Raw genomic sequence first — 12,854 nt, forward strand, 5'->3', positions numbered from 1 at the left:
TCTTGCCTTCGCGAGGAGTTGCGCGTGTACTGTTCGCGTTCTGGCAGGCTGCGGGAAGGGAGGTTCGCCCGGATGCGCGAGAAGAAGATCGCTCCACGTCCGGTGCGCTGGGCGCTGTCAATTCTCGCTGTGCTGCTGATCATCTACCTGGCAGCGGTGGCATACCGGCCGGCCATCCTCGACCTGCTGCCCGCCGGCCTCGGATGGTTCGGCCGGCCGGGGTCGATGCCGACGACAGCGATCGTGGTCGGCGTCCTGGTCGCGGTGAGCGTGATGACCTTCCGCTCCAACAGCAGCCACCGCCTGGTCGGCGTCTCGTTCACGGTGATAGCACTGCTCATCACGATCAGCGCGATCCTGGGTCTCAGTTCCTACTGGAACTGTCACGACGCGAACCATCCCGCGGTCTTCACCCCGCTGATGCTGACCGCCCAACTGATCAAGGGCAGCAGCAGCGATTACTCGCTGGGCGGGCAGATCTGCCCCAGCCCGACACCGGTCGGTCTCGAGTTGGCACGGATGGCAGCGGTTTCGGCGATTTTCACCGGTCTGGGTGGTGTGGTGGTCGGCGTCTTCCGGTCCCAGGTAGACCGGATACGGGCCAACTTCGCCGATTCCGTCACCGCCATCGTGGGTGTCGACGACGACACCGAATCCATGGTCAGTGGGGTGGCACGGACATTGGACCGGCGCAGCACCCTCGTGGTCATCACCAGCGCCAATGACGACAGGGTCCAACGAATCCGCCGGCTGGGCGCCCGCGTGGTACTCGTGGACTTCAACACACCCGCCACGTTGGTGTCGCTGCGGCTGTGGCGTCATCTCGGCCGGCTCTACCTGATGGCCCCCGACCCGGCGATCAACCTGCTGTGGCTGGACATGATCAGCCGTCGGCTCTCAGAGGTCGCCCACAAGAGGCGGCTGCCGCTCATCGTGCGGATCGACGATCCGTGGCTGGCCGAGGCCTGGCGCGCTCAGCAATTCGGTGGATCGGACACCCGGTGGGCGGCCGATGTGGTCGGCAAGTACGAGGTGACCGCGAGCCGGCTGCTCGACGGGATCATCGCGACGGGCCGCACCAAGCGCGTATTCGTCTGCGGCACATCCCAATTGACCTTGGCACTGTGCGCGGATCTGACCCGTCGCGCGCTCGAACGCGACTTCTACACACCGCCGGGAGCGATCCCGCTCCCGTCGCTGACCCTGGTGGAAAGGGATGCCGAGGAGTACCTGAAGGATCACGAGTTCTATCGACAGCAAGCAGGATTCGCCTCCGCTGGACCGTCCATCGACGCCGTGTCGGAGGGCCCGACGATTCCCACCATCCTGCGGCTCATCGGCGACACCGATCCCACCGCCAGCGCAGTGATCCTGGTTGACACGCACACCGCTACCACCGGCACCAGGCTGGCCGCCCGCTTCCCCGACATGCCGGTGTACACCTCCGACCTCAACACCAGCATCACCGACGACTCGATCCAGGTGGTCGGCATGCTGCAGTCCTACTCGCTGGTGCTGGACAGCCGCGAAGGCCAGGTCCAGGACGCCTGGGAACGGGCGGCCCGACTGATCCACGAGCGGTATGTGGCCACGATCGATCCCAGTTGGCCGCGCGGGCCAGCGTCCGTGCCGTGGATCGAACTCGACGAGTTTTACCGCGGATCCAACCGGCGCCAGGTACGCAACGCGTTGTGGATGGTGGAACAGGTCGCCGGCCATACGTGGAACACCTGGGGCAGCCCGCCCGCCCAGCTGTCCGGGCGTGACATGGCCGATTCGCCGCCGCTGGAACAACTCAACCTCATGGGGTTCGACCAGTATTCTGCGCTGGCCATGGCCCGGGCCGAGCACGAAGACTGGTGCCGGTACTACCGACGCAACGGGTGGAAGTACGGCACGCCGCGTGACGACGCCCGCAAGATTCACGACAAGCTCGTCGACTGGTCGGCCGTCGAAAGCAACCCGGACCTGCTCAACGCCGCCGTGCGCAGCCTGGCGGCGACGCTGTGGAGCCTGCGTCAACTGGGATACCGCTCACGCCCGCTCTGGCGAACCTTCACCCGGGTCGGCACCGTCGCGGCCGAACAACGCAACGCGCCCTGGACATGGACATCGGATTCGGGGCACACCATGCATGCCGACGCGGGCGACTGGGAGGTGCGATTGGACGGCAAGACGTGGTCAGTGCGTGACGACATCTTCCGCGCCACATACGAGCCCGCCGGGGAGGGACTGTGGCGCCGCAAAGGACGCGTCCAGGCCCGTCCGGCGCAACCGGGTGAGACGATCAACACCCTGGAAGGACCGACCAACGCGGCGGACGGCGATTGGGTGGTGCGGGGAGCAGAAGGCGAGCAGTGGCCGGTACCGGGCGACGAGTTCACGCGCCGCTACGTCGAGTTCCAGCCCGTCGACGACTCGCACGTCCCCGCCCACGAGTGACCGTTGCGGCGCGCGCGGGTGTATCGAGTCGGTTTGCCAGCGCCGATTGCTGCGACCACTACCATGCGCTACCGTCGCATGACGGTTTCGCCGTATGTGCTTCCCCCTTACCTCAATTGAGGAGACTGCCGTGGCCATATTCATCAGCTACTCGAGCCAGGACAGGACGTCGCTCGACGCGCTGACGACTGCTTTGAAGCGTGCACAACAGAAGGTCTGGTTCGACCAGGAACTCGGGGGCGGCGACGCCTGGTGGAGCGCGATTCTGGAGCAGATCCGCTCGTGCGACGTGTTCGTCGTCGCGCTGTCCAACAACTGGCTGCAGTCCAAGCCGAGCCAGGCCGAATTGCGCTACGCGCAGGCCCTGAACCGGCCGATCCTGCCGGTCAAGGTAGGCCCGGTGGACAGCGTGCGGGTCAACCCCGTCTCCACCCTGCAGATCATCGACTACCAGAACCCGACGGTCGACGCCGGCATCCAATTGGTCACGGCTATCCACGCGATGCGGGAGAAAGCCGCGCCGCTGCCATCGCCGTTGCCCGACGAGCCACCGGTGCCGTTCGGCTACATCATGCGCCTGGGCAACACCCTGTCGGAGAAGGAGCTCACGCCCCAGACGCAGCTGCAGTTGCTGGTCGAGTTGCGCTCCGGACTCGACGAGGACGGCGACGACCCCAGCGCGCGCAGCGACATCGCCCAGCTGTTGCGCATGCTGCGGATGCGCCACGACGTGACCTATCGCACCCGGACCGAAATCGACAACGTGCTGGCCGAGATCGAGGCCAAGGACGGCGCGCCGGCCGAAGCACCGGTAGCCCAGGCCCCGGCGGCCAAAGCCCCGGCAGCCAAAGCACCCGAGGCGCCCGCGGCTGCGGCGCCGCCCACCCGGCCCGCCGCGGGTCACGCGGCACCGGCACCCGCGTCCGGTGGATCCAGCAAGAAGCTGCTGATCATCGGCGGTGCCGCCCTGGCCGCGGTGGTGGCCATCGTGTTGATCGTGGTCTTCGCCACGAGCGGCGGCAATACCCGCAAGCCGGCGGCGGCCAAGCCAACCGGGGCCGGCACCGCGGCCGGCGGATCAACGCCTTCGGCCGAAACCGCGTCCGTGCTGCTCGGAGCTGCCGATATCGGGAATGTGCTCGGGGACCCCAACATGAAGGAAGGTGCGCGCAGCGACCAGCTGCGCGCACCGCAGGGTACGTTGTCCGACCCGTCGTGCCTGGCGGCCTTCGAACCGTTCCAGGAAACGGTGTACCGGCCGCACGATCCGACCGCGATACACAGTCAGGTGGTCCAATCCGCTGGTGACGCCCATCGGGTGGTCGAGGCCGTTGCGAAGTTCCCCTCGGCTGACAAGGCTCGGGCATTCGTCGAGTCGTCGGCCGGCAAGTGGCGGGCGTGCGCCAACAAGACGGTCACGTTCACCGGTCCGAGCAAAAGCACGGAGTGGAGCTTCGGTGAGGTCAATGGCGAGGCGCCCAAGATCACCATGACCCGCGCGGAAACCGAGAACGGCGGACGTACTTGCCAGCATGCACTCCTAGCGGAAGGCGAACTCGTTATCGAGGTGCAGGCATGCGGCAACGACATCACCGACGGCGGGGTCCGGTTAGCCGACCAGATCGCGGCCAGGGCAAAGAAGTAGTACCGCTGGAGATGGAGCGGCCCCCGAGCGTTGCTCCGGTTGGACAGACCGGAAGCTCGGGGGCCGGGTGGCTGCGGGAAATTCGCCAGCGCGCGTAGATCGCTGACTCTTCCGAGCCGATGCAGCTAGCGCGCAGCCACCTCACATGTCCATGAAGCTATCAATTCGCGGACCACCTCCTTCCTTGTGTAAGCCCGACGCTACCGCGACCCCGGCCCGGCGACAACAGGATTAAGCGCTCAGCGATCGAGGACGATGGCGGCGTCGACCAGATCGGCGAAGGTGTCAGCGAAGGGCGCGCGGGGCAGCCAGCGGCCGTCGAGAGTGTGTACCCGGGCAGCCAGCGTCATGCTGGAAACCAGCCAGATGCCGTGCGCGGTGGCCAGATCCGACGCACGTAGCGCCCGGTAGTCGCAGTCATACCCGCTCGCGCGGGCTACTTCGAACAGCGCCTGTTGGGTGGTTCCCCGCAAAATCGGATACCACGGCGGCGGAGTGAGCAGGCACGGGCGACCGTCCGTACCGTCGACAGCGATGACCACAGTCGAGCGGGGCCCTTCCAGGATGTAGCCATCAGTGCTGACGAAGATGACGTCGCCGGCGCCTTGCCGGGCCGCGTGCCGAAGGGCAGCCATATTGACCGCATAGGACAGTGTTTTCGCGCCGGCCAGCAACCATGGCGACGTGTCGGCTCCGGTGACCGCCAGCCCGCGATCGAGGGTGATCGCCGAAAGGCCGTCGCGGCGCACCGCGTGCACCCGGTCAGGCACGGGGTTGACCATCACGTAGGCGGTCGGTGCCGCCGGGTCATTCTCTCGGCCGCGGCTGTAGATCAACCGCATCGCGGCCTCGTCGACGGTCTGCGTCAGCCACCGCCGGGTCGCCACCTCGATCGCCCGCCGCCATCGCGGCAGGTCAGGTGCGGACAGATCCATCAGTTTCGCGGAGTGGGTCAGCCGTTGGAGGTGCGACTCGACCAGGCATGCCCTGCCGTCGCGGACCAGCAGCGTCTCGAACACCCCGTCGCCGCGCACCGCCGCCAGGTCGTCAGCATGCAGCAACGGCGTCCCGGGTTCGACAATCTCCCCATCCAGAGTGACGACCACACCCGTCATGGGGAGTGAGCCTAATGGCCCGGGCATGCGGCGAGCGTGCGGCTGGCTTCACGCTCGACTGCGAGCGTGCGGCTGGCTTCACGCTCGACGGTGGGCGGGGACGACCGCGCCGTAGAGTTGACGTGTGAATCCGGTATCCGCCGTCCACCCCGGCCCCGACGCTGGCGCGGTCTGGCATTACGGCGACCCACTCGGTGAGCAGCGGGCAGCCCAGACCGATGCGATCCTGATAGACCGCTCGCACCGGGCCGTGATCGCGCTGACGGGCAAAGATCGCCAAACATGGCTGCACAGCATCTCCAGCCAGCACGTCAGCGAGCTACCGGACGGCGCGGGTACCCAGAACCTCAGCCTGGACGGCCAGGGCCGCATCGAGGATCACTGGGTGCAGACCGACCTAGGTGGCACGACCTATCTGGACACCGAACCATGGCGGGGCGAACCTCTGTTGGCCTATCTGTCCAAGCTGGTGTTCTGGTCCGACGTCACCCCGTCTGCCGCGGAACTGGCAGTGCTGTCGCTGATAGGGCCGCGGCTGGCCGACCGGCCGGTCCTGGACGCTCTGGGTGTCAACGCGCTCCCGCCCGAGTGGTCGGCGGTCCCGCTACCGGGCGGTGGGTTTCTGCGGCGGATGCCGAGCACCCCGAACGGACCGGTAGAGCTGGACATGCTGGTGCCACGTGATAAATCGGCCGACTGGCGGGAACGACTGACCCGCGCGGGTGTGCGTCCCGCCGGTGTGTGGGCCTATGAAGCCCACCGCGTGGCGGCCCTGCGGCCACGGCTCGGCGTCGACACCGACGAGCGCACCATCCCACACGAAGTGCGGTTGATCGGCGGTCCCGGTCAGGGAGCCGTGCACCTGGACAAGGGTTGCTACCGCGGCCAGGAGACGGTGGCCCGGGTGCATAATCTGGGCAAACCGCCGCGGATGCTGGTGTTGCTGCATTTTGACGGCTCAACGGACCGGCCGTCCACCGGTGATCCGGTGCTTGCCGCCGGTCGGGCCGTCGGACGGTTGGGAACAGTGGTGGAACACGTCGACCTCGGACCGGTGGCTCTGGCGTTGGTGAAGCGCGGAATACCCGCCGACACGGCGTTGACCACGGGTGCCGACGGCGCGGTTGCCGCGACGATCGACGCGGACTCGCTGCCGCCGCGGGATGACGTTGGTGCCGGACGGCTGGCTGTCGATCGGTTGCGGGGCGGCAGCCGATAGAGCGCCGCGCGGCAGCGCCCGATAAGACTGTGAGATCCGCCATGCGCGGCTGGGCAGGGCGCGCCCACCTTCGGCCGCGCGGCACGGTAAGCTATCGGCAGGACAATAACGACACTAGAGATCGGAGCCGCCTACTTGTTAGGCCGCTCCGTTATTTCGCGAGGGGGTCCCCCCATGGGCCGCGGCCGGGCTAAGGCAAAGCAGACCAAGGTTGCTCGAGAACTGAAATACAGCTCCCCGCAGACCGACTTCACGCGGCTTCAGCGCGAGTTGTCAGGGACGAGCACCAGCACCGATGAATCCGACAACGGGGAGGGCGATTCATGGGACGACGAGGACACCTGGCGCCGCTGATCTGACATCACGTCAGAGCGGCTCGGGTTCGAGATTCTCAAAATCGGGGGTGCTGGCCGACGAGCCTGGCACGCGGGCCCTCTTTCCCACCCTTGCAGATGGTGCCCAGCACCCAGCAATCCAGGTGCCGGGCGGTGAGGATAGCCCGGGCGCGGTCGGTGTCTTCGGGTGCGACGACGGCGATCATGCCAACGCCCATGTTGAACGTCTTCTCCATCTCCGCCCGCGCGACACGGCCACGCTGGGCGATCATGGCGAACACCGGCGCAGGCGTCCAGGTGCCCCGATCCACTTCGGCGACCAGACCGTGCGGGATGACACGCTCCAGGTTTCCGGCCAGCCCTCCCCCGGTGACATGGCAGAACGTGCGCACCTGGGTCTCGGCGATGAGCGCCAGGCAGTCCTTGGCGTAGATCCGGGTGGGCTCCAGCAACTCCTCACCCAGCGTGCGACCGAACTCCTCGACGTAGCCGGCCAGGTTCATCCTGTCGATCTGGAGTAGCACCGTCCGGGCCAGCGAGTATCCGTTGGAGTGCAGTCCCGAGGACCCCATGCCGATGATGACGTCGCCGGGTTTGACGCGGTCCGGCCCCAGGACGTCGTCGGCTTCCACCACGCCGACGCCGGTGGCCGAGATGTCATAGTGGTCCGGCTCCATCAGGCCCGGGTGTTCGGCGGTCTCGCCGCCGAGCAGGGCGCAGCCTGCGCGGACACACCCCTCGGCGATGCCGCTCACGATGGCCGCGACCCGTTCCGGGACGGTGCGCCCGACAGCGATGTAGTCCTGCAGGAACAGCGGTTCGGCGCCGCAGACGACGAGGTCGTCAACCACCATGGCGACCAGGTCCAGGCCCACGGTGTCGTGCTTGTCCATCGCCTGGGCGACGGCCAGCTTGGTACCGACGCCATCGGTGGAGGCAGCAAGCACCGGTTCGCGGTAGCCCCCGCGGAGCGCGAACAGCCCGGCGAAGCCGCCGAGCCCACCACGCACCTCGGGTCTGGTGGCCTTGCTCGCCAGCGGCTTGAACAAGTCGACAGCGCGGTCACCGGCTTCTATGTCCACCCCGGCCGATGCGTAGGTGATGCCCTGGTCGCCCGCGCCGCGTTTGGCGCTTTGTTCGGGATCCGTCATCGCGATAAAGGCTACCGGTCGCAGGCACGGCCGGTATCGATTACCTCCGCAGAGCCTCTTTCAGCGACCGACCGGAACTTCCGGGACGTCGCGACCCGTCAACTCACCCAGACCGGCACCGCGCGCGGCATTGGCCAGCACGTGCTCGATGACGTTCTTGCCCAGCGCGCTTTCGCTGGGTAGCTCGATCGGGTAACTGCCGTCGAAGCAGGCCGTGCACAGCCGCGAGGAGGGCTGCTCGGTGGCCGCGATCAGGCCACGCAGCGAGATGTAGCCGAGTGTGTCTGCGTTGATGGCATGCCGAACGGCCTCCAGCATTTCCCCCTCGTCCTCGACGGCGTTGGCGATCAACTCGGCCGGCGAGGGGAAGTCGATGCCGTAGAAGCAGGGCCATTTCACCGGCGGTGAGGCGATCCGCACGTGTACCTCGACCGCGCCGGCCTCGCGCAGCATCCGCACAAGCGCACGCTGAGTGTTGCCGCGCACGATCGAGTCGTCGACCACGATGAGTCGCTTGCCGCGGATCACCTCTTTGAGCGGGTTCAGCTTGAGACGGATGCCGAGCTGGCGGATTGTTTGCGAGGGCTGGATGAAGGTACGTCCGACATAGGCGTTCTTCATCAGGCCCTGCCCGTATGGGATGCCGGATTCCTGCGCATATCCGACTGCGGCGGGTGTACCGGATTCGGGCACGCCGATCACCAGGTCGGCGTCGACCGGGCATTCGCGGGCCAGCCGGCGACCGATGTCCAGCCGGGCACCATGGATCGACCGGCCACCGATGGTGCTGTCGGGCCGGGCCAGGTAGACGTACTCGAAGATGCAGCCCTTCGGTGTGGGGTTGGCGAAGCGGGTGGAGCGCACCCCGTCGGCATCGATCGCAAGCAGTTCACCCGGCTCGATATCCCGGACAAACGAGGCGCCGACGATATCGAGCGCGGCAGTTTCGGAAGCCACCACCCAGCCGCGGTCCAATCGCCCGAGCGACAGCGGCCGCACGCCGTGCGGGTCGCGGCATGCGTAGAGAGTGTTCTCGTCCATAAACGTCAGGCAGAACGCGCCACGCACCGTCGGCAGCAGTTCCAGCGCGGCCTGCTCCAGGCTGGCGTCCGCCGCTCCGTGGGCCAACAGCGCGCCCAGAATGTCCGAGTCGGTCGTCGCCGGGGCGGGGCACCGTTTAGCGATCAACCCCGCATCACGGGCGCGCGCGGCCAATTCGGCGGCGTTGACCAGGTTTCCGTTGTGTCCCAGGGCAACCCCGGTCCCGGCGGCGGTGTTGCGGAACACCGGCTGGGCGTTCTCCCAGGTGGTGTCCCCGGAGGTGGAGTAGCGGCAGTGCCCGATGGCGACGTGGCCCTCCATCGCGGCCAATGTCTGCTCGTCGAACACCTGACTCACCAGGCCGAGGTCCTTGAAAACCAGCACCTGGGATCCGTCGGCCACGGCGATGCCCGCGGCTTCCTGGCCGCGATGCTGCAACGCGTACAGGCCGTAGTAGGTCAGTTTGGCGACATCTTCACCGGGGGCCCAGACCCCGAATACACCACACTCTTCACGAGGCGAACTGAAGTCTTGCTCGGGCTGATGCGCGGTCACGATATAGCGGCTCCCTAGGGCGCGGTTGGTGACGTCTACGGAGTCTACGGGCAATTCGGGTATGGCGCCGAATCGAGGTGGTGTGTCCGGACGTTTTGGCTCGTGCGCAAAGCTCCCATGCGGTCGAGATGGTGCTGCGGTTTCTCCCCACCGGGCGCAGACCGGATCGTCACGGTTTCGGGACGAAAGATGTCATATGTCGCCTTGGAGCCGGATGTCCTGGAGGCTACCGCCACCGAATTGGCCAGCATCCACAACTCGGTGGCAACAGCGAACCTGGTGGCAGCGGGGGCGCCGCCATGGTGTTCGGTCCGCCCGAAGGTCAGACCTCCTCCAGACTGACCAGCGGTAGCCACCGCGTGATCTCACACGCTCGCGACCCCGAAAGGGCAACTGCGCCAAGGGCCGCGGCCTCCGCGAACCCCATCAGACCCGCTGCCACCAACAGCCACGTTCGCGGGTCGGTTTCCACCACGTTGGGGGGTGTCCCGCGGGTATGCCGGGGACCGGACACGCACTGCACAGCGACGAACGGCGGTATTCGCACTTCCACGCTGGCACCGGGCGCGACGTCGGCCAGTGTGCGCGCGGTCAGACGGACCGCGCTCGCGAGCGCGGCCCGGTCGGGGGCGGGGCGGGATTCGTCACGCAGCCAGTCCGAGATCGCCGCCACGGCCTGGTGCGTCTTTGCCGGATCGGCTTTCTGACGGGCGGACATAACCTAGGGTCTCAGAATCATGGAGCGTCGTCGCTCGGGCGCGCGGCCACCCTACCGGACCATCGGCCTCATCGCGCTGGTGGCGTTGACGCTCGTCCTGGGCGCCCTCTACTGGCAGTTCCGCGGCAATTTCACCCCGAAGACGAAACTGACCATGGTTGCTCCGCGGGCGGGCCTGGTGATGGACCCGGGTGCGAAGGTGACCTATAACGGCGTGCAGATCGGCCGGGTGTCGGCCATCTCCGAGATCACCCGCGACGGTATCCCCGCCGCCCAGGTCGTCCTGGACATCTTCCCGAAGTACATCCCGCAGATTCCGGCGAATGTGGCCGCCGAGATCAAAGCGACTACGGTTTTCGGCAACAAATACGTCTCCTTGAGTTCGCCGAAAGAGCCTGCACGGCAACACATCACGCCGTCCATGGTGATCGATGCCACCAAGGTCACCACCGAATTCAACACAGTGTTTCAGACGCTGACCGCGATCGCCGAGAAAGTCGACCCGGTCAAGCTCAATGTGACGCTCAGTGCGGCCGGTCAGGCGCTGGCCGGGCTGGGTGACAAGTTCGGCGCCTCGCTGACCAACGGACACGCGATACTCGACGATCTGAATCCGCGGCTGCCGGAGGCCCGGCTCGATGTGCAGCGGCTGGCGGCACTGGGAGACGTCTACGCCGATGCCGCGCCGGATCTACTCGCGACTCTCGACCAGGCGACGACTACGGCGCGAACGGTCAGTGAGCAGCGCAACGAGCTGGACGCGGCATTTCTGGCGGCCGCCGGGTTCGCCGGCACCGCTGCGCCGGTGTTCGACCGGGCCGGTCCCTACCTGGCGCGGGGGGCCGCAGACCTCATTCCCACCGCTCAACTGCTCGATGAGTACAGCCCGGAGATCGTCTGCACGCTGCACAATTATGACGAGGTCGCGCCGCGGATCCGCAATGCGCTCGGCTTCAACGGCTACGCGCTCGGCGCAACGTCAGCGGGCGCGATTTCGGGGGCACCCAATCCGTACATCTGGCCGGAAAACCTACCCCGCGTCAACGCCCGGGGCGGGCCGGGCGGGAAGCCGGGCTGCTGGCAGAAGATCACCCGCAACCTGTGGCCCGCCCCGTACCTGGTGATGGACGTCGGCGCGAGCCTGGCCCCGTACAACCATTTCGAAATAGGTTCACCGCTGATTATCGGTTACGTGTGGGGCCGGGTCATCGGGGATAACACAATCAACCCATGACCCCACTGCTGCGCGTGCTCAGTGCTCTGTCGGCGGCCGCGCTGCTAATCACCGCGTGCCACGGCACCAAGGCCGCCGACCATGGCGGCTGCCGGACGTTGGCCGCCGACTCCGGCTGGTACGGGGGCAACCGCGACCGGATCAACGCGATGATCAAGCAGCTCGGCACCTGCGACAAGTCCGGGGCGGCGGGGCCGCTGGCGTTGTTCGACTGGGACAACACCATGATTCGTAACGACATCGGCCACGCGACCTTCTACTGGGTGGTGCGCAACTCCAAGGTGCGCCAGCCCGCAGCCGGCGATTGGACGACCACCAGCCCCTTCCTCACCGCACCGGCCGCGGCGGCGCTGGCGACGGCCTGCGGGAGCCTGGCGCCGCCCGGTCAGCCCCTGCCGACCGGAAGCGGCCCTGGCACCGGGTGCGCCGACGAGTTGGTGTCCATCTATTCGAGCGGCGAAACACGCTCACATGCACGGGCATTTGCCGGCTTCAATCACAGACGGTTCAAGCCCGTCGACGCATGGCTGCTGCAGATACTCGCCGGCTGGACCGACTCGGACATCACCGCCTTCGCGACCGCCGCGCGGCAGGAGAATCTGGATGCGCCGCAGAGCGCCGAACAGTCCGTGGGCAGCACGCGGCAGACCGGGTGGGTGCGTTACTACTCGCAGATGCGTGACCTCGTCGGCACATTGCAGGCCAACGGATTCGACGTACGGGTCATCTCCGCCTCACCGGAGGTGGTGGTGCGGGTGTGGGCAGCAGATGTCGGCATCCCCGCCGACCGGGTGATGGGCGTGCTCACCGAGCACGACGGCGATCTGGTGACTCCGCGCCTGGTGCTCTGCGGCGGCGAGCCCTCAATGCCGTTCAACGAAGGCAAGCGATGCCGCGTCAACCAGCAGGTGCTGAGCATCCAGGGCCCAGCGGCCTTTGAGCCGGCACCGCAACAGCGCCGCCAAGTGTTCGCCGCCGGTGACTCCGACGGCGACGCCACCTTCGTCTCGGACGCCACCGCGCTGCGGCTCGTCCTGAACCGCAACCAGATAGAGCTGATGTGCCGGGCCTACTCCGACCCCGACGGGCGCTGGCTGGTCAACCCGACATTCATCAACCCGCTGCCGCAGAGTCCGCCGTATCCATGCGCCACCCAGGGGTTCGACGAACCCGATGGCGGTCAGACCGCGCTACACGACGCCGGCGGCAATCTCGTCCCCGACCAGCAGGACCGCGTGTACTGAACCCGCAGCCGAGATGACACCGACATGAACTGGCAGTTACAGCCATGTATCGAATATCATTCTAAATCTTCTGTGCGGCAACAGTTATCACCCCGTCGCGCCGTCCGGACGGAAGTGTGAGATTCTCCGGTTGACCAATCACGCGACTTAAGGCG

Annotated in this window: 10 protein-coding genes; 6 read left to right on the forward strand and 4 right to left on the reverse strand. The window is 66.9% G+C overall.

Annotated elements, in window-relative coordinates; all coding sequences use genetic code 11:
- The first annotated feature begins 72 nt into the window (after nt 1-72).
- Together ACX9NE_RS25625 and ACX9NE_RS25630 are read left to right on the forward strand one after the other, a co-directional pair.
- Nucleotides 73-2,442, forward strand: a complete 2,370-nt coding sequence (locus ACX9NE_RS25625) for a RyR domain-containing protein (RefSeq protein ID WP_459364482.1) — start codon at nt 73-75, stop codon at nt 2,440-2,442.
- A 130-nt stretch (nt 2,443-2,572) separates the two neighbouring features.
- Nucleotides 2,573-4,087 carry a sensor domain-containing protein gene (locus ACX9NE_RS25630; RefSeq protein WP_459364481.1) on the forward strand — a complete coding sequence of 505 codons (1,515 nt, stop codon included), beginning with the start codon at nt 2,573-2,575 and terminating at the stop codon, nt 4,085-4,087.
- 239 nt (nt 4,088-4,326) lie between these two features.
- Here the strand turns inward: ACX9NE_RS25630 and ACX9NE_RS25635 are convergent, their stop codons facing one another.
- Nucleotides 4,327-5,193 carry an aminodeoxychorismate lyase gene (locus tag ACX9NE_RS25635; RefSeq protein WP_459364505.1) on the reverse strand — a complete coding sequence of 289 codons (867 nt, stop codon included), beginning with the start codon at nt 5,191-5,193 and terminating at the stop codon, nt 4,327-4,329.
- 133 nt (nt 5,194-5,326) lie between these two features.
- On the opposite strand from ACX9NE_RS25635, the gene ygfZ reads away from it, so the two are divergent.
- Together ygfZ and ACX9NE_RS25645 are read left to right on the forward strand one after the other, a co-directional pair.
- Nucleotides 5,327-6,421 carry a CAF17-like 4Fe-4S cluster assembly/insertion protein YgfZ gene (gene ygfZ, locus ACX9NE_RS25640; protein ID WP_459364480.1) on the forward strand — a complete coding sequence of 365 codons (1,095 nt, stop codon included), beginning with the start codon at nt 5,327-5,329 and terminating at the stop codon, nt 6,419-6,421.
- A gap of 174 nt (nt 6,422-6,595) precedes the next feature.
- Nucleotides 6,596-6,775, forward strand: coding sequence for a DUF3073 domain-containing protein (locus ACX9NE_RS25645; protein ID WP_459364479.1), 180 nt, complete (start codon nt 6,596-6,598; stop codon nt 6,773-6,775).
- A 37-nt stretch (nt 6,776-6,812) separates the two neighbouring features.
- Here the strand turns inward: ACX9NE_RS25645 and purM are convergent, their stop codons facing one another.
- The 3 genes from purM to ACX9NE_RS25660 all read right to left on the reverse strand — a co-directional run bounded on the left by purM (nt 6,813) and on the right by ACX9NE_RS25660 (nt 10,221).
- Nucleotides 6,813-7,907, reverse strand: coding sequence for a phosphoribosylformylglycinamidine cyclo-ligase (gene purM, locus ACX9NE_RS25650; protein WP_459364478.1), 1,095 nt, complete (start codon nt 7,905-7,907; stop codon nt 6,813-6,815).
- A gap of 60 nt (nt 7,908-7,967) precedes the next feature.
- Nucleotides 7,968-9,503 carry an amidophosphoribosyltransferase gene (gene purF, locus ACX9NE_RS25655; RefSeq protein WP_459364477.1) on the reverse strand — a complete coding sequence of 512 codons (1,536 nt, stop codon included), beginning with the start codon at nt 9,501-9,503 and terminating at the stop codon, nt 7,968-7,970.
- 322 nt (nt 9,504-9,825) lie between these two features.
- Nucleotides 9,826-10,221: a sterol carrier family protein gene (locus ACX9NE_RS25660; RefSeq protein WP_459364476.1), complete on the reverse strand. Its 396-nt coding sequence runs from the start codon at nt 10,219-10,221 to the stop codon at nt 9,826-9,828.
- Between the two features lie 19 nt (nt 10,222-10,240).
- Here ACX9NE_RS25660 and ACX9NE_RS25665 point away from each other — a divergent pair, with 19 nt between their 5' ends.
- Entirely contained in the window at nt 10,241-11,455 is a 1,215-nt protein-coding gene (locus ACX9NE_RS25665) for an MCE family protein (protein WP_459364475.1), read from the forward strand.
- A complete protein-coding gene (locus ACX9NE_RS25670) occupies nt 11,452-12,699 on the forward strand; it encodes a haloacid dehalogenase-like hydrolase (RefSeq protein WP_459364474.1) in 1,248 nt (415 codons plus the stop codon). Before ACX9NE_RS25665 ends, ACX9NE_RS25670 begins: the two co-directional genes overlap by 4 nt.
- Nucleotides 12,700-12,854 lie beyond the last annotated feature (155 nt).

The organism is Mycobacterium sp. ML4, from assembly GCF_054515735.1.